Here is a 21,887-nt window from a genome sequence, read left to right as displayed (position 1 = left end):
CGAAAAAAAGCAGAGCCTGTGTATAGCGGGGAAAGCGAGGGGCGTATGAAAAGCTATTGGTTAACGCCGGTCGAGTTTTGCGCAGACCGTACGATCATGCCGGGAGAGCGGATCGAGCTGGGTCCGGAGCAGGACCGGGAACGTTTCCTCGCGCTTGTCAAAGCGGTGCATTCGCGGATGCTCGTGCCGTTCAAAGCGAACCTGCTGCTGAGCGAGGAAGCGGAGCTGGCATGCGGCGTGGATGAGCTGCCGTTCGATCTTTCGTCGTCAGAGGAGATCGCTTTTGATGAGCGGCTTGCGCTGTCGCATTGCGCCTTGGCTTACATCGACAGGCTTCCTTCCGCCTCCGAGATGTCCGGCTGGCTGCAAACGGCCGCAAAGCGCGCCGCAGGGGAGACAGGAGCTGAACGTATCGCCGGGTGGCTGCATATGATGAACAAATGGAATGAGCAGGGGCTGCCCGTCATGCTGCTGGTTCAGTAGACCGTGTTTTTCGCCCTATTTCTAAAAGCCCGGTGAAAAAGTCAACGAAGCAAGCGAGAGCGATCTGGAGAAGCGAAGCGTTCGCCTTTGTTCCCGGATTTCACCCGTTTTAAGGGCTTACCTATTCAAGAAGTCCGGGAACAAGAGCGATCGGAAGATGCTTTCGCATGCGCAGTCGGCATTTTTCACCATACTTCTAAAGCCCTAGGAGGAAAAACGAACTTGAAACTTGAGGATGCGTTCTTTAATTGGCTGCAGATGAAAATAGTCGAAGAAGCTCGGCCCGACGATCGAGCGGCCAAGGATACGCGGATGTTTTTCGAGGAGATTTTGCGCGAAGATCACGCTATCGCTTGGTTTGAGACATCGGAAGACGAAACCAGAATACATATTGACTACGAAGCGCAAGGAACGAGCAAGAAGCTGTTCTTTGACAAGGAACACGCCGAGCAGTTGCTGCATGATATTAATTCCAATCCTAAGTACAATCAGTGACATATATGACGGACACTTTCGATAAACTAAAATAAATCGTCCGAAAGGAGTGTCCGACCATCGCTGAAGCGCCGAACCGCATCTCGATCACTAGCAGCAACTGCCTGTGGTTGCCAAGCAATTCCTGTGATATAATGGTGTCACCCAAACGGCATAAATTCTAAGAATAGACGCAGGAGGGGTAATCATGGCAGAAACGATCACAGTACTGCCGGAGCCATTGGCAGCAGCTTTGCAGAAGGAAGCCTTTGCATTGCTTAGCACCGTGGATTTCGAATCCGGCTCGCCCAGCATGAACGCTGTTTCCTGGATTTACGCCAAAGACTCGGGAACGATCCGTTTTGCTGTGGATCGTCGCTCCCGTATCGTAAGCAATATTAATAACCATGCGCTCGTTAATGTGACATACATTGGCGAAGGCTCCGTTCATGCCATTTACGGCAAAGCGCGCTTGGTAGCGGAGACGCTGGCCGATGTGCCGCTTAAGCTGGCATGCTTTGACGTGGACATTACCGCGGTGCGTGACGCGATGTTCTACGGCTCGCGTATTTCGGTTGTGCCCGAATATGAGAAAACCTATGACAAACGCGCCGCCGAGAAGCTGGACGCGCAAGTTTTTGATGCTATGCAAAAAGCCTAGAATGCTGTCGATTCTAGGCTTTTTCAACATATCCCGCTACAAATTGGCATTCGGCATCTGCGGTTCCGTACTTTCGGGAGCCGGGGCAGGCTCTACGTCCCGGGGAATTTGCGGCATAATCCGGCCGATAATCTCCGCCATTTCCGTTGCGAATCCGCTGATCGGCTTGCCGTTCATCACATGATCTCTGATCCTTTGGATCCGATGCGACAAATCCATATCCGCCGTAACGATGGCATCGACTCCGTAAGGATCTTTTTTCAAAGCTTCCGCGACCGAAAGCTTGATAGTTCCAACCTTGGAACGGTCCATTTCCGGAGGCAAATTGATCCCTACAACCGCCGTGTTTCCGAAAACGACGCAATTGGCGCTTTCAACCTGCGGGATGCTGGTGGCGATTTGCTCCAAACGTTCGGAGACGGCCCGGGAATCGATGATTTCCTTTTTCTGAGGCGCCGTTTGCTTCACTTGAATTTGTCGATTCGTATCATTCGTCGGAGAGGGGGAAGCTCCATTCTTTGGTGATTGGTTACAACCTACCAATACGGACAACAGCACAATACAATAGACAAACACTCTCATTATCGATCGTCCTTTCTATCCCTTAATTGCTTTGGTTAGTTTGTCCTTACTAGTTGCTTCCTATGTATAACGGCAACCAAACACCAGATCTGGGAGGGACTCAAATGGAAAAAATTTTTGTATTGGATACCAACGTGCTGTTGCAGGATCCTAACGCAATATTTGCTTTTGAGGATAACGAGGTGGTCATTCCGGCGATCGTATTGGAGGAGATTGATACGAAGAAGCGGAACGCGGATGAGCTGGGGCGCAACGCCAGGCAAATTTCGCGCATGCTGGATGGGCTCCGTTCTCAGGGACGGCTGTATGAAGGCATCAGCCTTCCCAGCGGCGGCAGCTTGAAGGTAGAACTCAATCATCGGAGCTTTGCCAAGCTTCAGGAAGTATTCGCCGAAGTGACCAGCGATAACCGCATTTTGGCAGTCGCTTTAAACTATCATTTGGAAGAGCAGGAGAAACCGCATCCGCGGCCCGTCATCATCGTCAGCAAAGATACGCTCGTCCGGATCAAGGCGGATGTGCTGGGGCTGACCGCGCAGGATTATTTGACCGACCGGATCGTCAATATGCCCGATATGTATACGGGGTATTTGACCATTCATGCGCATCCTTCCATCATCGACGAATTTTACACGTATCGTTACTTGAGCGTCAGCTCGCTCAATCTGGCATACCCGCTGCACCCGCATGAGTTCGTCATCCTAAGAGACGAGATGGGAACGTCCAAGTCGGCGCTGCTTAAAGTCAATGCCGAAGGAAAGAAGCTGGAGCCGCTGTTTTTGAGCAATGATCCGGTTTGGGGGATCGGCGCGCGCAATGCGCAGCAGCGGATGGCGCTGGAGCTGCTCCTGAACGACGATATTCCGATCGTTACGCTGACGGGCAAGGCGGGAACGGGCAAAACGCTGCTGACGCTGGCCGCCGGCCTGATGAAGGTCGAAGACGAGCATAAGTATAAAAAGCTGCTGATTGCCAGACCGGTCGTGCCGATGGGCAAAGATATCGGGTATTTGCCGGGCGAGAAGGAAGAGAAGCTGCGTCCGTGGATGCAGCCGATTTACGACAATCTGGAGTTTTTGTTCGATACGAAGAAGTCGGGGGATATCGATAAAATATTGGCCGGACTCGGCAGCATTCAAGTCGAAGCGTTGACGTATATTCGCGGCCGTTCGATTCCAGGCCAGTTCATTATTATAGATGAAGCGCAGAACTTATCCAAACATGAGATCAAGACGATCGTCTCCAGGGTCGGAGAAGGCAGTAAAATCGTTCTGCTGGGCGATCCGGAGCAAATAGACCATCCGTACCTGGATGCCTCCAGCAACGGCCTCACGTACGTTGTAGAGCGTTTCAAGGGCCAAAATATTAGCGGGCACATTACGCTGGAGCGCGGGGAGCGTTCCCATCTGGCTCAGCTCGCGGCGGATTTACTGTAATCGAGCTAAGAAGAAGACGCAAGGAGCGGCAGCCGAATATTCCGGCCGTTCTCCTTGCGTCTTTTTTCGGAAGAAGGTTAGTTTTCCGCCGACAGAGGCGAAATTTCACAGCCGTAGGCGCGGGCGATACGCTCCATCAGCTCGTCCGATTGAATGTCCGCCGCGCAGCACATTTCGCCGTTTTGCTCAAACGAGGCTAACAGATGCTCTTCCATCTGCAGCAGCGCTTGAGAAGGCTCGGCCTGCGGCCCTCTAGAGCGGAGCGTGTACAGGAAGACGGCATCGGCATAGGCGTAAATGCGCCCTCCCTGGCTGCTTGTAAACCCATAATCCGTGAACGAAGGCCTAAGCTCGGCTCCGTCCGGAAAGAGCAGCAAGTCGAAATTCTCGCAAGCAACCCCATGCCGTTCCATAACGGCGCGGGCTTCTTCTTGCTGACGGCGGCTGCCGAAAATAAGCAGTTCCTTGTCTCTGTCGATGGGCGGGGAGCTTTCGGCGAGCTCTGCGATGATTTGCGTATCGATGCCCGGCCGCCTCCCTTCGGGTAAATCCATGTCCAGACCGAATGTGCGAATAGGTTCCACCGGCGTATTCCTCGCTTATCGATAAGTTATAAAGCCAGCTTGAGCAGAATGCTCAGCTTTCCTTCCTCCTGGCGAACCTCGGTCACTTGTAAAAAAGAAGCGAAGGCTTGCGGATAAATGCCGAAGTCGAAGTCTTTCATCATGGCGTCGATCGTCGATTGCGGCAGATCGAAGCCGTTGAACTGCAGTTGTTGTATAGTAAAGCGGATAAACTTGGTTTTGCCGTCGTTCTTGACGGCCAAATCGTAGGAGCCTTTTATAGTTACTTCCATATCGTCCTGACGGCCGGTAGCGATAATGTCGCTGCGGGTAAAACGAAAGCTCATGTTTTGGAAGATCGGGTTTTTGGCGCGCAAAAAGGCGTTAAGCTCTTCATCGGTGATCTGAAACGTGTACTGAAAGCCGTTCATGATCAGATGCGTATTTTTCCCGCCGCCGCTGTCGCTTGCGCTTACCAGCTCGGGCAGCTGCTTCATTGCTTGGGCGAGCGCGAGAAAATAAGTTTTAAACAGCGGAGCTCCTTTTTCCTGCCACTGCAAGGTCAGGTTCGTCATCTCCTGCAAAAGCGTAGGCGCGGCATTGGGTTGCTTGGCCAAGTCGGCGTCGATTTGCTGCTGGAGCGCCGTCAACCGTTCCTTTTGTGCCATATAATTATCCTTAGCTTGCTGGAGCTCGGCTTGTGAGGTTTGCAGCTCGCTTGTCAGTTCTTTGAGCTTCTTCTGATTGTCCAAATGCTTCTGCAGAGCGTCGCGGTCGCTCGTCATGATCATCTGCAAATATTCGAGCGTAACCAAGGCGTCCTTGAAGGAGCCGGCGGAGAACAGCAGCATCCACAGTGAATCCCGGTCTCCCATATAATAAGCGCGCAGAACGCGTCCGGCATGCTGCTTGGTCTCGCCGGACAACGCTTGCTGCTGCTCCAACTGCCGCTGCGTCGACGTTTGCTGCGCATTCAAATTTTGCTGCTGCCGCTCGATTCGTGCAAGCTCCTGATCGATTTCATAGACGGTCAGTCCCTTTTGAAGCAGCTGCTTCGACTCTTCCGAAGTGACCGCGGCATGAACGAAAGGCGGAGAGGACAGGCATAGACCAAGACAGATCAAGATGCAGGCTGCTCGTTGAAAGGGCCTCATCGGATTATTCCTTTCCGGATAAGTTCTGAATCATGCTGAATCGTGCAAATTCAGATTACCACAACTCTATGTGCGATAGGTTAAAAAAATACTTCTTCCGAAGAAGAAGTAGAACGGCCGATTATTTTTGCGCCGCGCCGGCCGGCTTCAGAAACAGGAGGAGCTCCTCAAGCGATTTTTGCTTGGCGGGAACTTCTCGTGCGAAGGCCGGATTCCGGTTTATATCGGATAAGGCATGCGTCCAGATCAGATGATGTTCATTGGCGCTGCCGCCGCTTGTAAATACCAAATCCCATTTTTGCTCGCGAATAAACCCGTCGCTATCGATTCGCATCTCAATGGAGCTTGGGGCACGCAGTCTGATCGCTCCTAAGGCCGAGCTCCAGGCGTCTGAGGCAAGCCCGTTCGTCTTCAGCTGGGCGGACAACGAGGGCAGCACGCTCTGATTGAGGTAATCGGCGACGGCCTGTTCGTTCTTGGGCGTCACGCTTAAGGCGATTTGTTTGCCGGGGCTTCCGTCCTGCAGCGTCACGGCTTCTTTCGTCGTCTGGAGCCAATCGGGGTCTGCGCCGCTGAGCAGCTGTTTGGTTATTTCGGCCGTCAGCCTGCCGGTATTCTTCAACGCGCCGGATGCGTCGCTCCCGGACGCCTGGTCCTTCGGAGGCGCGATGGGAAGCGTCATGTATTCATCCTGCTTATTTAATGGTGGCATATGGAAATACAATTTGCTATCTTTAATGAGAACCGGAATATCGATGGCGGTTCCGCCTGCAGGGGTAACCGACAGGTCGGCCTCCATACGGGGAGGCTCCAGCGCGGCGACGCCTTTATAATCTATTTGGCTATCCTTCAGCAGAGCGAACAGCGTCGCCGTCATCGGGCTGGTCTGTCCGAACAGCGCGGCGTCCGCTTTCAGCTCGACGGACCCTTGGAAGCGGTAGTTTACGATTTCCTGCTGTTTGGCCGCGGCCTGCAGAAGGTCCTGCTTCAACTGCTTATTGTCCGTGCAGCCGGTCAGGAACAGGGCAATGCCCGTCATCGCAACCAAGGCGATATAAATGGAAAACTTGCGGTAAAAAGACAACATAAAAGCCCCTTCCGGATGATTTCTGAACCAACCTCTATTATACCGACTCTGGTCTTATTTGTCTTTAGTCTAGAAGTGCGATGTAAGAGCGGCCGAAGTGGCCGAAACAGTCTAAGTGATTCATGCGGAATGCGGGGGAAGGGGGAGTCGGGTGTACGGCAGCGAACAACTAGTAAAAGCGATTCGGGAACGAATCGGACGAAGCGCGGACCAGGCGATACGATTTCGCGATTATATGCAGATGTGTCTTTATGAGCCGGAATGCGGCTATTATTCGAGCGATCGGGTCAAAATCGGCCGATCCGGCGATTTTTACACCAGCGCTTCCATCGGATGCTTGATAGGCGAGACGCTAGCCGATTATATCGCCTCCCAGACGGCCGTAAGGGACGCCGGAGGGGCGGCAACGATAACGGAATGGGGCGGAGGAAACGGACGGCTTGCAAGGCAGCTGCTGGACAGGCTGGAGGCCGCATATCCTGACTTTTATGCCGGGATTACGTACATTTCCATCGAGAAAAGTCCCGGACATCTTGCCATGCAGCAGGAGGAGCTTAGCGGGCACCGGGATCGCGTGCGCTGGATGACGGAGCAAGAGTGGCTGAACGGGGCGCCTTGGAACGGCGCTTTCATTATTTCGAATGAGCTTGTCGACGCAATGCCGGTTCACCGCATTCAGGCGCTGCAAGGGCGGCTAATGGAGCTGTATGTAGAATGGGATGAGGGACGAGACCGGTTTGCCGAGAAGCCGCTGCGCGAGGCGGAGAAGCCTGTCGCCGATTATTTGGCGGCCCAGGGAGCAGTGCTGCGGGAAGGGCAGCTGGCGGAAGTGAACCTGGACGGTTCGCGCTGGATCGCCGAAGCGGGATCTGCGCTCGGAAGCGGTCAGATCATTACGATCGATTACGGCGACGCGGCCGAGGAGCTTTATGCCCCGCACCGGATGAAGGGCACCTTCCTCTGCTACCGGCGTCATGCTGCCTCGGACGATCCTTACGCTGCGCCCGGAGAGACGGACATGACGGCGCATGTGAACTTCACGGCGCTGATCGAAGCCGGAGAACGATCGGGCTTGCGGCTGAAGGAGTACAAGACGCAGAAGCAGTTTCTGGTGGATAACGGAATTTTGCACAAGCTGCAAAATACGCTGAACCCCGATCCTTTCAGCCCTGAGGCCAAGAGAAACCGGGCGATCCGTCAATTGCTGCTGAGCGATCAGATGAGCGAGCTGTTCAAGGTGCTCGTCCAAGAAAAAAGGTGATCCTGCTTCTCGAAGCGGATCACCTTTTTTTCCGGTTTTCTCCGGAATGCTGTTCTTACGGGGACGACCGTTAAATGGACATTTTGAAAAATGACCAATACGTGAAGCCTGTGAACGACAAAATCATGTAGCCCCAAAACAGCAGTATGTAGGTACGCTCGGATAACTTCATGTATCCCAGCAATACGAAGAGAACCGTCTGGGCGAAAAAGATCATAGCCATCGGAACCATATCGCCGGCGAGCGCCATCAAACCGATAACCAATGTCCAGAAGCCAAGCACGCGAAACATGCGATCCATTCTGCATCCCCCTTAAAAATTTGCGTAAGAAACCGGCTCCGCGAGTCTGCGAAAATTACGGAAGCGTTTAACAAACCAACCTTAAAATGCGGTCGCGCATCTTCGAATAACATCGACGGACGGTTTTCTCTCCACATAAGAACGTTGGCAATTGCATAAGCGACAAGCGCTGCATAAACGTTCTTATTGGCGATAAAACCAACCTTAAAAAGCGGTCGTTCATCTTCGAGTGACATCGACGGACGGTTTTCTCTCCACATAAGAACGTTGGCAATTGCATAAGCGACAAGCGCTGCATAAACGTTCTTATTGGCGATAAAACCAACCTTAAAACGCGGTCGCGCATCTTCGAGTGACATCGACGGACGGTTTTCTCATTGGCGTTATTTACTAATAGACATTATAACGGTTGCTTTCCATAGTGTAAACGTCCAATACGTGACGATTTTAAAACATTTTCTCCCGTTTCGGTTTCAGTTTGCCCAGGCCGGCATGAAAAGATGTATGAGTCCATTGAAAAATGGCAATACAAAATAGTAGAAAACGATTCTATGAACTCTACTATGGGCATAGAGATTAAGTAAAGCAACATTCCATGTCTTACTTTCGATAGATGAATGGATGATTGATTCCCCAGGGGTTAGGAGGACTGCTCTTGTATGACAGCCATTAGACAAGATGCTTGGAGCGATGAAGATGATTTAATCTTGGCGGAGGTGACCTTGCGTCATATTCGCGAAGGCAGTACGCAGTTGACCGCTTTCGAGGAAGTCGGTGAAAAAATCGGCAGAACTGCGGCCGCCTGCGGCTTCCGCTGGAATAGTTTCGTAAGGAAAAAATACGAGGCCGCTATACAAATAGCGAAAGCCCAGCGCCAAAAAAGAAACCAGCAGAAAAAGCATACCGCTTTTGCGGCGGTTTCGAGCAGTTCTGCGGTACTGGAGCACGCGGAGCATGCGAAATCCGGCGACAGCTTCTCGGAAGAATCTATTTCTATTGATGCGGTCATCCGCTTTTTGCGTCAATGGAAAGGCACTTATCAAGAAATGTCGCGCCATATTCGCCATTTGGAGAAAGAGCTTAGCGAAAAGCAGGATGAGCTCGACCGTTTGCGCAGCGAGAACGATGAGCTGAACAAACAGGTCAATGAGGTGGAAACGGATTATCGGGTGGTTAACGACGATTATAAAGCGCTCATACAAATTATGGATCGCGCCCGCAAGCTGGCGTTTCTTGTTGAGGAGGAAGACGAGAACAAAGCCAGATTCAAGATGGACGCGAACGGTAATCTCGAAAGAATAGAATAAGATTATCCCAAGGCCCTGCAGGGAGCATCTGCGGGGCTTTGGTTTGTCTGCGGCAAGAAAAATCTGGTATGATTAAGCTAGCGTAAATCTAAGAAAGAGCAGGGGGATACAGGGAATGATGAGAGTCAGAGTGGTAGGAGCGGGAGCGCTCGGCATGCTGCTCGCCGCCTCGCTCTCCGTCCGCGGAACGAATGTCGAGCTTGTCGCCCGCAGCGGCGAGCAGGCCGCGCGGCTGGAAAGCGAAGGGCTGCTGCTCACGGACCGGGACGATGCGGGCGAGCCGCTGTCCGTTACGGCCCGGCCGCGCATCTTCGCGGCGGACGAGCTGGCGTCCGGCGGCGCCGCCAAGCATGGGCCGCCGGACGTTGTGCTGCTTACGGTGAAGCAGACGGCGGTCACCGATGACTTGGCGCGGGAGCTGGCCGACCAGTTGAAGCCGGATAGCCGGCTCGTTTGCTTTCAGAACGGAATCGGTCATACGGATGTCCTGAGCCGCCATATTTCTGCGGGACAAATCCTGATTGCCGTAACTACGGAAGGGGCGCTGCGGCATTCCCAGAGACATGTGGAGCATACGGGGCGGGGATCGACCTGGCTCGGCAGCCTTGAAGAAGGGGAGGCGACAGGCAGCGCCGCAATGCAAAAAAAACTGCAAAATCTGTTTCAGGATGCAGGATTCGCAGTATCTCTGTCGAACCAAATCAATAGCAAAGTTTGGAATAAGCTGATGATCAACGCCGTGATCAATCCGCTGACCGCCATCCTGCAAATTCCTAACGGGATGCTTCTGAAGCTGCCCGCGGCGATGCCGCTCATGCGCGGACTGTACGAGGAAGGCGCCGGGCTGGCGAAGCAGCTCGGGATCGGACTGGCGGACGATCTGTGGGATCAACTGCTCGACGTATGCCGGCTTACGGCGGCCAATTCGTCGTCCATGCTGCAGGATATTCGGGCTCGCCGTCGTACCGAATTGGATGCTATTACCGGAGGGCTGCTGGCCCAAGCGCGCCGGATCGGAATGGAACTGCCGACGCACGCGGCGGTGTATCAGCTCGTTCGGGCGATCGAACAGCAGTGGGCTATATTATAGTATAACAGGAGGTCTGCCGTGAGCGGATTCATAGCATGGCTGCAAACCGTTTATACGTTTTTGGCGCTTGTCCCGTTCGTATGCTTTTTCGCGGCTTGGGGGATCGTTTACGGCTTGACGAAGGAGAAGAAGAAAGCGACATATATGGCGGTCGACATTACGACTTTATTTTTGATCGGTTCCGTAACGGTAATGACGCGCAATATCTTCCAATCCGGATTCGGCCTATGGGCCGTGATTTTGCTGTTTCTGGTCGTCGGAGGCCTGCTCGGCAGCATGCAAAGCAGACTAAGAGGCAAGATCGATCCTTTAAAAATCGTAAGATCGCTGCTTCGTATCGGATTTGTCGTGCTATCGGCGAGCTATGTCCTGCTGCTGTTTATCGGCATCGGCAAATATATCGCAGCAAGCTGAACCTCTCGGCAGGCGCGATAGAAATCAGGCTGAATCTCCGGCCGTCCCCGAATGAAATCCGGAGGAAGCCGGCCCCTTTTTTCGTTGAGAACTTAATGAATTGCCCCGTTGTCTAGCTTCCTTCCATTTCCCGCAAAGTTCTTACGAAAGCGATGAAATGCTTCAACTCTCCCCGGGAAAGCGGTTTACCGTCTACCGCGAAACGGGATGATTCCAATCCTACCAGCTCGATAGGCTCGCAAATGTTTTTGTTCGGATCAGAAGGGGGTTGAACGGACTCCCTGCCTAGTAAAAAATCGACAGAGGTTCCAAACAGATCCGCAAGAAGCTTGATCGCTTCCAAGGATGGCTCGCGGTAGCCCGACTCGTAGCCGGCGTATGTGCTTTTGGCGATGCCCAGCCGGTCCGCCGTATACTGCAATGACCAGCGCTTACATTTTCTAAGCTCAATTAATCGATCCAGAACCATCAGATTTCCCCCTTATATCAAATCCCATTATAACACCGCCTTTCGGATACTCAAGATAGTTGTTCGCGAATCGCGTAAATTTCGCTTGATTTATTCATTTTGCCTGCATATAATAAGCTAGGAAAGTCGCATTTTGCGTACGATAGATTATTAGAGGTGTATTCATGAAGAAATTGCTATTGTTGGCCACTGGCGGAACCATAGCGTCGGTTCAAGGCGAGGACGGGTTGGCTCCCGGAATGGATGCCAAGGATATCATCAGTTTTTTGCAGGACAAACATCCGGACTACCAAATGGACAGCATGCTGCTTATGAACATCGATAGCTCCAACATGCAGCCCGAATCATGGGTGAAGATTGCCGAAGCGATTCACAGCAACTTCGAGCAGTACGACGGTTTTGTGATTACTCATGGAACCGACACGATGGCCTATACCTCTGCGGCTCTTTCTTATATGCTTCACAATGTCAATAAGCCTGTCGTAATTACCGGATCTCAAGTGCCCATTAACTATAAAAAAACCGATGCCAAGCGCAACATTATCGATGCGATCCGCTTTGCTTGCGAGGACGTGAGCGGCGTATTTCTCGTTTTTGACGGAAGAGTCATCAGGGGAACGAGGGCCGTGAAGATCAGAACGAAAAGCTACGACGCATTTGAAAGCATCAACCATCCTTACATCGCTCATATCCATGATACGACGATTAAATATGTCGGCGCGAAGCCCAAGACGAATAAGAAGCTGAAGCTCGATACTTCGCTTTGCCCCGATGTGTTTCTGCTCAAGCTGGTACCCGGCACCAAGCCGGAATTGTTTGACTTGATCAAGCATTTGTACAAAGGCGTCATTATCGAAAGCTTCGGCAATGGAGGGATTCCCTTCCAAGGCAGAGACCTGCTTCCCAAGATCAGAGAACTCATCGCTTCCGGGGTTGCCGTCGTTATTACGACCCAATGCTTGGAGGAAGGCGAGGATTTGAGCTTGTACGAGGTCGGACGCAAAGTCGCACAAAATTTGATCATTATTTCCGGCGATATGAATACCGAAGCGATCGTTCCGAAAATGATGTGGGCTCTCGGCAAAACGGGCGACTTGTTTGAAGTGAAGAAGCTCATGGAGACGCCCTATAATTACGATTTGACGCCTTGATCTTCTTGCTTTCTGCTATCCTCGAAAAAAAGTGTGCGGGGCCTTGGTCTGCCCGGTTTGCGGTCAGTTTGTCCCGTCCATTGCATAATGACAGCAATTCAGGAAATAATAATCTCGATTATTCCCCGGAGCCTGCGTCCTGGCTTATTTCGGCGCGTATCTTTGCACGTCGTTAATTGACCATGGGATAAAATTCTTCTAGTATTAATTGACCTAGGGTTGTATAATTACTCTTTGGCAACGGTTTCACCGATTTCCATAGTCTGATTATTTTCACAATTGAAATTAGGGTGTAAACTCTGAGTCATGCTAAAAATGACAAACAGAGATGCCATATAATTACATATATTATGAGGAGGATGTCTATGAAGTTAAAAAAACTTCTAGTCTTGGCGACTGTAACGGCGATGTTCGGTACGGCTGCGGCAGGCTGTTCGAGCAATAACCAAAATCAAGCCGGGGGGGCTGGCACGCAAGCGCCGGCACAAGAGCTGAGAATTAACCTTTCCGCCGAGCCACCTGCGCTGGATAGCTCGATCGCGACAACGAATCCAGCCTTCACGATCATCAATGCGTTGAACGAAGGGCTTTATCGTTTGGATGCGGAAGGTAAACCGCAGCCGGCGCTCGCCAAGGAACTGCCGAAAATTTCCGCCGACGGTCTGGTTTACACGATTACTTTGCGCGACGGCTTGACTTGGGCGGACGGTACGCCTCTGAAAGCCAGCGATTTCGAATATGCTTACAAGCGTACGCTGGACCCGGCTACTAAGGCGAAATATGCGTCCATGCTGTCGTGGATTAAAGGCGGAGCTGCGTTGAATACGGCGAAGCCGGAAGAAGTGGAAGCGAAGAAAGCGGCAGTCGGCGTGAAAGCTACAGACGACAAAACGCTTGAAATTACGCTGGAAAAACCGATCGCGTTCTTCACCGACCAGTTGTCGATGCCGATCTTTTTTCCGCAAAAGCCTGATTTCGTAAAAGCGCAAGGCGATAAATACGGCGCTGACGCGGACAAGGTGATCGGAGCCGGCCCGTTCAAGCTGGAAAAATGGGATCATGAGCAGCAGCTCGTATTGGTGAAAAACGACAAGTATTGGGATGCGGCGAACGTAAAATTGAACAAGGTTACCGTTAACGTGGTGAAAGAGGCGAGCACTTCTCTGAACATGTACGAAACGAACCAGGTCGATTTGACGGAGCTGAAAGGCGATCAATACGCGATGTATCAAGGCAAGCCTGATCTGGCTCTGAAGAAAGAATTCGTATCGTCTTACGTGATGTTCCAAGTAAATAAAGTACCTGCATTCGCCAACGCGAAAATTCGTCAGGCGCTCGGCATGGCGATTGACCGTAAAGCGTTGAACGAAGTCGTTCTCGGCGGAGCTTCGATTCCTTCTACAGGTCTTGTGCCGGGGACCGTTATGGACGGCAACAAGCAGGAGTTCCGCAAAGTTGCCGGAGATACCGAGCCTCCGTTCGATGCGGCTAAAGCCAAAACGCTGCTGGCCGACGGCTTGAAGGAATTGAATATGACATCCCTGCCTCCGTTCAAGCTGACTTCCGACGACACGGATTCTTCGAAGAAAACAATCGAGTTTATCCAAGCTCAATGGAAGCAAAATCTGGGCGTAGACGTTACCGGCGAACCGCTGCCGTTCGCGCTTCGCGTCAAAAACATGCAAGAAGGCAACTTCGACGCGCTGATCGCGCTTTGGGGAGCCGACTACAACGACCCGATGACGTTCCTGGACATGTGGGTAACCGGCAACAAATCGTTTAACTACATGCAATACAGCAATCCGGCCTACGATGATCTGATCAAAGGCGCGGACAAAGAAGTGGATTTGGCGAAACGTTCCAAAATGCTGGTTGACGCCGAGAAGCTTCTTATGAACGAAATGCCTCTTGCTCCGCTTTATTTCCGGACAAGACCTTATGCGAAGAGAACGAATGTCGACGGATTGATTCTTCCGGCGATGTCCAAAGAATGGGAACTGAAATGGGTTTCCATTAAATAATAGAGCAATGAAGTAGTGGCTGATTTCGCCTGGGGATGGGGCCGTTCTGATAGCCGTTTAGAACGGTCCCGTTTCATTTTTGTTTTGAAGTGAAAAGGAACAAGCGGAACTGCTTCGCAAACATAGTCCTGATCATATTCGGGCCGTCTATGCTTGCGAAGCAGTTTGGCTCCTTAAGACAGCGGGTCCGACTGTTTAACGCAGGTATTCAATTAAGTGCAGGAGGTGTATTATGCTTCGCTATACATTGCGCCGTTTGGTCTATATGGTGATTACCTTGTGGATGATCGTCACGTTCACCTTCGTGCTGATGAAAAATTTGCCGGGTGATCCTTTCGGTGAAGAAACGCTCAAACTTACAGCAGAGCAGAAGCAGCTATTATACGCTCAATATGGATTGGACAAACCGATCTGGGAGCAATATTTGAAATATCTTAATAACGTCATCCACGGTGATTTGGGCGTGTCCTACGCGTTTCCTACCCGTAAAGTGACGGAGATTATCGCGCAAGGATTTCCCGCTTCCCTGGAACTTGGGTTGTGGGCGCTGCTTATCGCCATCATTGTCGGTCTTACTCTTGGAATTATCGCTTCGCTGAATCATAACAAAGGCTGGGATATCGGAGCTATGTTTACCGCCGTCGTCGGCATTTCCGTCCCGTCCTTCGTGCTTGCGCCCTTATTGTCTTATTTCGTAGGGGTCAAATTAGGGTGGCTGCCCGCCGGAATGTGGACCGGCCCGTCCAGCCGGATACTGCCTGCGATTTCGCTGTCTTTCGGTACGATTGCCATTATGGCGCGTCTGATGCGAACCTCAATGCTTGACGTGCTCAGCCTCGATTATATTAAAACGGCGAAGGCCAAAGGCTTGTCGCAGCGCGCCATCGTCGTACGCCATACGCTGCGCAACGCGATTCTTCCCGTTGTCACCGTACTTGGTCCCGTGTTCGTTAACCTGATTACAGGGACGCTGATCGTGGAACAAATCTTTGTCGTGCCGGGGCTCGGCAAACATTTCGTACAGTCGATCTATTCGAACGATTATACGATGATAACCGGACTTACGATTTTTTATGCATTCCTGTTAGTCGTCGTTTTGTTCCTGACCGATATTTTGTACGGTTTGGTTGACCCGCGCATACGTCTGACCAAGGGAGGTTCCAAGTGATGCAAATATCGAAGGACATGTTTCAGCCGGTAGCGAAAGGGACTGACCGTGGCGAAGTGATCGTGCGGCCGTCCATGACGTATTGGCAGGATGCCTGGAGAAGATTGAAGAAAAACAAACTGGCCATGTTCGGCTTGGTAGCGCTGATCGTTCTGGCAGTTTTGTCCATATTCGGCCCGATTTTTTCTCACTACGATTATGCAACGCAAAATTACGATATTAAAAATTTATCTCCGTCTTCCGAGCACTGGTTCGGTACGGACGACTTCGGTCGGGACTTGTGGGTCCGCGTCTGGTGGGGAACGCGCATTTCGTTGGCCATCGGGATTGTAGCCGCACTGCTCGATCTTGTATTCGGCGTATTGTACGGCGGGATTTCCGCTTATTACGGCGGTCGCGTCGACGACGTGATGCAGCGGATCATCGAGATTATTTATTCCATTCCGTTTCTGCTGATCTCCATCCTGCTTATTGTCGTCATCGGTCCAGGATTTAAAACCATCGTTATCGCTTATGCGATTACGGGATGGGTTCCGATGGCTCGTCTGGTGCGCGGTCAAGTGCTGACGCTGAAGGAACAGGAATACGTGCTGGCCGCCCGGACGCTCGGAGCGAGCGGAGCCCGCATTATTCTGAAGCATTTGGTGCCGAATGCGCTCGGTCTGATCATCGTACAAATTACGTTTATCGTTCCGTCCGCGATTTTTACGGAAGCTTTCTTAAGCTTTATCGGATTGGGCATTCGCGTTCCGCTTGCTTCCTTGGGCGCACTTCTGTCCGACGGCGCAAGCGCGATTCGGTTGTACCCTCACCGTATTATTTTTCCGACGATTGTCTTCAGTTTAATTTTGATGAGCTTCAACCTGCTCGGCGACGGTCTGCGCGATGCGCTGGATCCGAAGATGAGAAAATAATCCGCAGGAGGTGCCAATCATGAGTGAAAATATATTGGAGGTCAAAGACCTTAAGGTATCCTTCCGCACTTATGCCGGCGAAGTCCAGGCGGTACGCGGCGTGTCCTTTCATTTGAAAAAAGGAGAAGTGCTTGCGATCGTAGGCGAATCCGGCTGCGGAAAGTCCGTTACCGCTCAAACGATAATGAGGCTGATCCCGTCCCCTCCGAGCGTCATTAAGGGAGGCTCCATCCGATTCGATGGCAGGACGGAAATCACTCAATGCTCCAATAAACAAATGGAAAAAATTCGCGGGTCCGAGATGGGCATGATTTTCCAGGACCCGATGACCTCGTTGAATCCGACGATGCCTATCGGCAAACAAATTACCGAAGGGTTGATGAAGCATCAAAAAATAAACAGCGTCGATGCCAATAAACGCGCGATCGAAATTTTGAAGATGGTAGGTATTTCCAACCCTGAAGGACGCATTCATCAATATCCTCATGAATTTTCCGGCGGGATGCGCCAGCGCGTTATGATTGCGATCGCACTCGCCTGCAGTCCGAAGCTGCTGATCGCCGACGAGCCGACGACCGCTCTCGACGTAACGATTCAAGCGCAAATCATCGATTTGATGAAATCATTATCGGAAAAGACGGAGGCGTCCATTATCGTCATTACGCATGATCTCGGCGTCGTGGCGGAGATGGCGCAGCGCGTTATCGTGATGTATGCCGGAAAAGTAGTGGAGCAAGGGACGGTCGACGAGCTGTTCTACAACCCTCAGCATCCGTATACATGGGGGCTGCTGAAATCCGTGCCTCGTCTCGACCAGGATACCGACAGCGATCTGGTGCCGATTCCGGGAACACCTCCGGATTTGTTCGCTCCGCCGAAAGGCTGCGCCTTCGCGGCACGCTGTCCTTATGCCATGAAAGCCTGTCTCGAAATCGATCCCGAGCATACGGTGCTTACGGATACGCATTCGGCCGCCTGTTGGCTGCTTCATCCCGATGCGCCGAAAGTGGAACGGCCGCAAGAAGTGGGAGGTGGATCGCGATGAGCGAACAACCTATTTTGGAAGTACGCAATTTGCAAAAGCATTTTAACGTCGCCAACGGCAGTGTCTTAAAAGCCGTCGATAATTTGAATTTTTCTATCGGACGGGGCGAAACGTTCGGTCTGGTAGGGGAATCGGGCTGCGGCAAGTCGACCGCCGGGCGTACGATCATCCGGCTGTACGAAGCGACCGGCGGAGAAGTATTATTCAATGGTGAAAATATTCACCATCTGCGCGGCCGCAAGCTGCACGATTTCCGCCGCCAAATGCAGATGGTGTTCCAGGACCCTTATGCATCGCTGAATCCTCGGATGACGGTCGGCAACATCATTGCCGAGGGCGTCGACATCCACGGGCTGTACAGCGGGGCGAAGCGCAAGGAACGTGTGTTCGAGCTGCTTGATGCCGTCGGACTCAACTCCGAGCATGCCAGTCGTTTCCCGCATGAATTTTCCGGCGGTCAGCGGCAGCGTATCGGCATTGCCCGGGCGCTGGCGATCGAACCGCAGTTTATTATTGCGGACGAGCCGATCTCCGCTCTGGACGTATCGGTGCAAGCCCAGGTTGTCAATTTGTTTAAAAAACTGCAAAAAGAGCACGGTCTGACATATTTGTTCATCGCACACGATCTGGCCATGGTCAAGCATATTTCCGACCGGATCGGCGTTATGTACCTCGGCAAGCTGGTCGAGGTGACGACTTCGGAAGAGCTGTACGCGAAGCCGCTGCATCCTTATACGCAATCGCTGCTCTCTGCGATCCCGATTCCGGACCCCGAGATCGAGCGCACGCGCGAAAGAATTATTCTCGAAGGCGAAATTCCGAGCCCGCTGAACCCGCCGAGCGGCTGCCCGTTCAGGACGCGCTGCCCTAAGGCGATGCCGGAATGCGCGGCCGCGATGCCGGAATTCAAAGAAGTGGAGCCTAATCATTACGTCGCGTGTCACTTGTACTAATCGTTATTTATATAGGAAGCCGGACCGCCCGCAAACGCCGCCGTTTGCCGGGGGGACCGGCTTTCCGTTTGCAATCGGGCGTTTTCCGTTTTGACGATTGTGCCGAACATGTGTACAATCAAGAGGTACATATTATTAGTGTAAAGCGAGGCGGCTGCCGTGTTGAAAGTTGAATCTATTCATTGGAAATCCAGCCAGCCTATCACAGAGGATTACGTTCATGATTACGGCAAGGTGAGCGCCTTGTTCGATTATAATCCATGGACCGGCTCGTCATGGGCGGAGAGGGCGGATTGGCTGGATAACGGCCGGGCCTTTGCGGCCGACCGGAACCGGATCGCCGATGTGTTATCGGTCTTTAACCGGCGTCTTAACAACGCTCCGGAAGCGCTCGACGCAATCGAGACGCTGCGTTCGAACGACGCGCTGTGCATCGTCGGCGGCCAGCAGGCCGGGCTGTTTACAGGTCAGGCTTTGGTCATTTATAAGGCGGTTACGATCATTCGCGCGGCAAGAGAAGCTTCGCAAAGATTGGGACGCCCCGTCATCCCGGTATTTTGGATTGCCGGAGAGGATCATGATTTTGACGAGGTCAATCATATGTATTCCTTGTCGCAGGATCTGCAGGTGAACAAAATCAAAATCGATCATCCGAGCGGCAAGCGCAGCTCCGTAAGCCGGCTGGAAATCGCCGCCGAGCAGTGGGAGGAAGCGCTTCGGCAGCTCGACTCCTCGCTGATCCCGACGGAGTTTAAGGACGGCTGGATGGACGCCGTAAGGGCGATCGTCGCATCCTCATCCACGCTTGTGGACGTCTTCGGGCAATTGCTGGCGAAGCTTTTCGGTTCCTACGGCTTAGTGCTGCTGGATTCGGACGATCCGGCGCTGCGCCGGGCGGAGGCGCCGATGTTCCGGAGCATCCTGGAAAATAACGCGCCGCTCGGCGAGGCTTACCGCCAAGGGAAAGAACAAGTGAGAGCGCTCGGCTACGAAGCGCAGGTGGAGATGAACGAACGGGGCGCCAACCTGTTCATTTTCGATCAGGACGAGCGGGTTTTGCTGTATGCCGCAGAAGGGAAAGACGGCTGCTTCACCGATAGGAAAGCGGAGCGGAGCTATTCGCTCGGACAGCTGCTCGACTGGACGGAAACGTCGCCGGAGCGCTTCAGCAACAACGTGCTGACGCGGCCGCTCATGCAGGACTACGTGCTTCCCGTGCTCGGGACCGTGCTCGGCCCGGGGGAGATCGCTTATTGGGCGCTGACGAAGCAGGCGTTCCATCAGGCGGGCATGAAGATGCCGATTGTCGTTCCGCGCATGGAGTTCACGCTGCTGGAAGGCATCGTACAGAAAAATATGCAGAAATACGGGCTTACGCTTGAGGATGTGCTGTACCGTCTGGAAGAGAAGCAGCAGCAGTGGCTGCGCGAGCAGGATCAGTTGAAGCTCGAAGAGCGGTTCGAGCAGGTCAGAACGCAGTTCAAGAGCAGCTACGGGCCGCTCGTCGAGCTGATTGCCGGCGTGAACGGCGGACTCGGCAAGCTCGGCGAAACCAATATGAACAAAATTATCGAGCAGATCGATTTCCTCGAACATAAGGCCGCCGACGCCGTGAAATCCCAGCACGAGGCTTCTTTGCGCCAATATCAGCGCATCGCCTTGTCCGTGCTCCCTCTCGGGAAGCCGCAGGAGCGGGTTTATAATATTATCGCTTACTTGAATAAGTACGGCAGCGATTGGCTGCGCGAGCTGATCGAAGGCGAGCTGGAGCTCGACGGGCTGCACAAGGTTTGTTATTTGTAAGCGAGATTTTGGAAGCATGGTGAAAAAGAGCGGAGGGGCCATTTGAATCTGGAAAATTACATTTAAAAGCATGGTGTAACTTAGATTAGGAGGATGAAGAATGAATACGAAGGAACGCAGCATTATTAGAGACTTGTCTTTGGCGCCGGAAGGCCATTTGAAGATCGATTGGGTTAACGCTCACATGCCCGTATTGAACCGCATCCGCGAGCAATTCGAGAAGGAGCAGCCGTTCAAAGGCTTGAAAGTGGCGATCTCGCTCCATTTGGAAGCGAAAACCGCATATCTTGCCAAGGTCGTTAAGGCCGGCGGCGCCGATGTAACGATTTGCGGCAGCAATCCGCTCTCGACCCAGGACGACGTGTGCGCGGCGCTTGTCGAGGACGGCATTACGGTATTCGCCAAGTACAATCCGGAGCCGAAGGAATATAAGGAATTGCTGCTCAAGACGCTGGAAACCGAGCCGGATCTAATTATCGACGACGGCGGCGATTTGGTATCCATCCTTCACTCCGAGCGCAAGGATTTGCTTAAAAACGTGCGCGGCGGCGCGGAAGAGACGACAACCGGGATTTTGCGCCTGAAAGCGATGGAGAAGGACGGGGAGCTGCAGTTCCCGATGGTCGCGGTCAATGACGCGTTCTGCAAATATTTGTTCGATAATCGTTACGGCACGGGCCAATCCGTATGGGACGGCATTAACCGGACGACGAACCTCGTCGTGGCGGGCAAGACAGTCGTCGTCGTCGGCTACGGCTGGTGCGGCAAAGGCGTGGCGATGCGGGCCAAAGGGCTCGGCGCCAACGTCGTCGTCACCGAAATCGACGCGATCAAAGCGGTGGAAGCTTATATGGACGGCTTTGCCGTCATGTCGATGGAAGAAGCGGCCAAAATCGGCGATTTCTTCGTCACGGTAACCGGCAACCGCGACGTCATCCGCGGCGAGCACTACAAAGTAATGAAGGACGGAGCGATTTTGTCCAACGCCGGCCACTTCGACGTGGAAGTCAACAAGCCGGAGCTTGACGCGCTGTCCGTGTCCAAGCGCACGGTGCGCCGCAATATCGAAGAGTATACGCTGCAGGACGGCCGTAAGTTCTACCTGATCGCCGAAGGCCGCCTGGTGAATCTCGCCGCAGGCGACGGACACCCTGCGGAAATTATGGATATGACCTTTGCGCTGCAAGCGATGTCGCTTAAATATGTGAACGACAATTACAAGCAAATCGGCAAGAAGGTCGTAAACGTGCCTTACGAGCTGGATGAGCAGGTAGCCCGCTTCAAGCTGGCTTCGATGAACATCTCGATCGATTCGCTCACCGAAGAGCAAAAAACGTACCTGGACAGCTGGGCCGAGCATTAATCGCCGGCCGGCGCCGCCGAATAGATGCAGTCTCTCCCGAATGGCGGAGAGGCTGTATTTTTGTCTAAGAAAACCCCCAGTTCGACTGGGGGTTCAGGAAAGCTTATAGCTATGAGTAAAAATCCCTTGACCTTTATGATAAGATGATAGCCGGTCTGCCAACCGCAACATCAAATCAAGGAGGACA

General features: G+C 52.7%; 22 protein-coding genes. 16 read left to right on the top strand and 6 right to left on the bottom strand.

What is annotated here, in order from left to right:
- Window positions 1-45 precede the first annotated feature (45 nt).
- From N0M98_RS25220 to N0M98_RS25210, 3 genes are all read left to right on the top strand, one after another.
- Window positions 46-483, top strand: coding sequence for a hypothetical protein (locus tag N0M98_RS25220; RefSeq protein WP_249862519.1), 438 nt, complete (start codon window positions 46-48; stop codon window positions 481-483).
- 222 nt (window positions 484-705) lie between these two features.
- Window positions 706-978, top strand: a complete 273-nt coding sequence (locus tag N0M98_RS25215) for a hypothetical protein (RefSeq protein WP_249862520.1) — start codon at window positions 706-708, stop codon at window positions 976-978.
- Between the two features lie 187 nt (window positions 979-1,165).
- A complete protein-coding gene (locus N0M98_RS25210) occupies window positions 1,166-1,618 on the top strand; it encodes a pyridoxamine 5'-phosphate oxidase family protein (RefSeq protein ID WP_249862521.1) in 453 nt (150 codons plus the stop codon).
- A gap of 36 nt (window positions 1,619-1,654) precedes the next feature.
- Here N0M98_RS25210 and N0M98_RS25205 read toward each other — a convergent pair whose 3' ends face one another.
- Window positions 1,655-2,200: a YhcN/YlaJ family sporulation lipoprotein gene (locus tag N0M98_RS25205; RefSeq protein ID WP_249862522.1), complete on the bottom strand. Its 546-nt coding sequence runs from the start codon at window positions 2,198-2,200 to the stop codon at window positions 1,655-1,657.
- A 104-nt stretch (window positions 2,201-2,304) separates the two neighbouring features.
- Between N0M98_RS25205 and N0M98_RS25200 the strand changes: the two genes are divergently transcribed.
- Window positions 2,305-3,636, top strand: a complete 1,332-nt coding sequence (locus N0M98_RS25200; RefSeq protein WP_249862523.1) for a PhoH family protein — start codon at window positions 2,305-2,307, stop codon at window positions 3,634-3,636.
- A gap of 77 nt (window positions 3,637-3,713) precedes the next feature.
- Here the strand turns inward: N0M98_RS25200 and N0M98_RS25195 are convergent, their stop codons facing one another.
- From N0M98_RS25195 to N0M98_RS25185, 3 genes are all read right to left on the bottom strand, one after another.
- Window positions 3,714-4,220, bottom strand: coding sequence for a hypothetical protein (locus N0M98_RS25195; protein ID WP_259619531.1), 507 nt, complete (start codon window positions 4,218-4,220; stop codon window positions 3,714-3,716).
- A 26-nt stretch (window positions 4,221-4,246) separates the two neighbouring features.
- Window positions 4,247-5,353 (bottom strand): hypothetical protein, encoded by a 1,107-nt coding sequence (locus tag N0M98_RS25190; protein WP_259619530.1) that lies wholly within the window; start codon window positions 5,351-5,353, stop codon window positions 4,247-4,249.
- A 121-nt stretch (window positions 5,354-5,474) separates the two neighbouring features.
- Window positions 5,475-6,440 carry a hypothetical protein gene (locus N0M98_RS25185; protein WP_259619529.1) on the bottom strand — a complete coding sequence of 322 codons (966 nt, stop codon included), beginning with the start codon at window positions 6,438-6,440 and terminating at the stop codon, window positions 5,475-5,477.
- A 151-nt stretch (window positions 6,441-6,591) separates the two neighbouring features.
- Here N0M98_RS25185 and N0M98_RS25180 point away from each other — a divergent pair, with 151 nt between their 5' ends.
- On the top strand, window positions 6,592-7,701 hold the full coding sequence (locus N0M98_RS25180; protein ID WP_259619528.1) for a class I SAM-dependent methyltransferase: 1,110 nt from the start codon (window positions 6,592-6,594) through the stop codon (window positions 7,699-7,701).
- Window positions 7,702-7,771: 70 nt separating this feature from the next.
- Here N0M98_RS25180 and N0M98_RS25175 read toward each other — a convergent pair whose 3' ends face one another.
- The gene (locus N0M98_RS25175) at window positions 7,772-8,002 is read right to left on the bottom strand and encodes a DUF2626 domain-containing protein (RefSeq protein ID WP_249862528.1); all 231 of its coding nucleotides are present in this window, start codon (window positions 8,000-8,002) and stop codon (window positions 7,772-7,774) included.
- A gap of 659 nt (window positions 8,003-8,661) precedes the next feature.
- Here N0M98_RS25175 and N0M98_RS25170 point away from each other — a divergent pair.
- The 3 genes from N0M98_RS25170 (at window position 8,662) to N0M98_RS25160 (ending at window position 10,813) form a co-directional block, all read left to right on the top strand.
- On the top strand, window positions 8,662-9,309 hold the full coding sequence (locus N0M98_RS25170; RefSeq protein ID WP_249862529.1) for an RsfA family transcriptional regulator: 648 nt from the start codon (window positions 8,662-8,664) through the stop codon (window positions 9,307-9,309).
- A gap of 115 nt (window positions 9,310-9,424) precedes the next feature.
- A complete protein-coding gene (locus N0M98_RS25165; protein WP_249862530.1) occupies window positions 9,425-10,399 on the top strand; it encodes a ketopantoate reductase family protein in 975 nt (324 codons plus the stop codon).
- Between the two features lie 18 nt (window positions 10,400-10,417).
- A complete protein-coding gene (locus N0M98_RS25160) occupies window positions 10,418-10,813 on the top strand; it encodes a DUF3397 domain-containing protein (protein ID WP_249862531.1) in 396 nt (131 codons plus the stop codon).
- A 112-nt stretch (window positions 10,814-10,925) separates the two neighbouring features.
- On the opposite strand, the gene N0M98_RS25155 is transcribed toward N0M98_RS25160, so the two are convergent.
- Window positions 10,926-11,282, bottom strand: a complete 357-nt coding sequence (locus tag N0M98_RS25155) for a helix-turn-helix domain-containing protein (protein WP_249862532.1) — start codon at window positions 11,280-11,282, stop codon at window positions 10,926-10,928.
- A gap of 164 nt (window positions 11,283-11,446) precedes the next feature.
- Here N0M98_RS25155 and N0M98_RS25150 point away from each other — a divergent pair, with 164 nt between their 5' ends.
- The 8 genes from N0M98_RS25150 to N0M98_RS25115 all read left to right on the top strand — a co-directional run bounded on the left by N0M98_RS25150 (window position 11,447) and on the right by N0M98_RS25115 (window position 21,700).
- Complete coding sequence (locus N0M98_RS25150) at window positions 11,447-12,433, top strand: asparaginase (RefSeq protein ID WP_259619527.1); 987 nt, start codon at window positions 11,447-11,449, stop codon at window positions 12,431-12,433.
- 365 nt (window positions 12,434-12,798) lie between these two features.
- Window positions 12,799-14,454 carry a peptide ABC transporter substrate-binding protein gene (locus N0M98_RS25145; RefSeq protein ID WP_259619526.1) on the top strand — a complete coding sequence of 552 codons (1,656 nt, stop codon included), beginning with the start codon at window positions 12,799-12,801 and terminating at the stop codon, window positions 14,452-14,454.
- Window positions 14,455-14,686: 232 nt separating this feature from the next.
- Complete coding sequence (locus tag N0M98_RS25140) at window positions 14,687-15,622, top strand: ABC transporter permease (protein WP_259619525.1); 936 nt, start codon at window positions 14,687-14,689, stop codon at window positions 15,620-15,622.
- The gene (locus N0M98_RS25135) at window positions 15,622-16,536 is read left to right on the top strand and encodes an ABC transporter permease (RefSeq protein WP_310944457.1); all 915 of its coding nucleotides are present in this window, start codon (window positions 15,622-15,624) and stop codon (window positions 16,534-16,536) included. The genes N0M98_RS25140 and N0M98_RS25135 overlap by 1 nt, the downstream gene beginning before the upstream one ends.
- 19 nt (window positions 16,537-16,555) lie before the next feature.
- On the top strand, window positions 16,556-17,581 hold the full coding sequence (locus N0M98_RS25130; protein WP_259619523.1) for an ABC transporter ATP-binding protein: 1,026 nt from the start codon (window positions 16,556-16,558) through the stop codon (window positions 17,579-17,581).
- A complete protein-coding gene (locus N0M98_RS25125; RefSeq protein ID WP_259619522.1) occupies window positions 17,578-18,534 on the top strand; it encodes an ABC transporter ATP-binding protein in 957 nt (318 codons plus the stop codon). The genes N0M98_RS25130 and N0M98_RS25125 overlap by 4 nt, the downstream gene beginning before the upstream one ends.
- A 159-nt stretch (window positions 18,535-18,693) precedes the next feature.
- Window positions 18,694-20,337, top strand: a complete 1,644-nt coding sequence (bshC, locus tag N0M98_RS25120; RefSeq protein ID WP_375295552.1) for a bacillithiol biosynthesis cysteine-adding enzyme BshC — start codon at window positions 18,694-18,696, stop codon at window positions 20,335-20,337.
- 100 nt (window positions 20,338-20,437) lie between these two features.
- A complete protein-coding gene (locus tag N0M98_RS25115) occupies window positions 20,438-21,700 on the top strand; it encodes an adenosylhomocysteinase (RefSeq protein WP_259619520.1) in 1,263 nt (420 codons plus the stop codon).
- The last annotated feature ends 187 nt before the right edge of the window (window positions 21,701-21,887 follow it).

The organism is Paenibacillus doosanensis (genome assembly GCF_025060755.1).
GTDB classification, from domain to species: domain Bacteria; phylum Bacillota; class Bacilli; order Paenibacillales; family NBRC-103111; genus Paenibacillus_S; species Paenibacillus_S doosanensis.
This window is presented reverse-complemented; position numbering and strand designations above follow the sequence as displayed.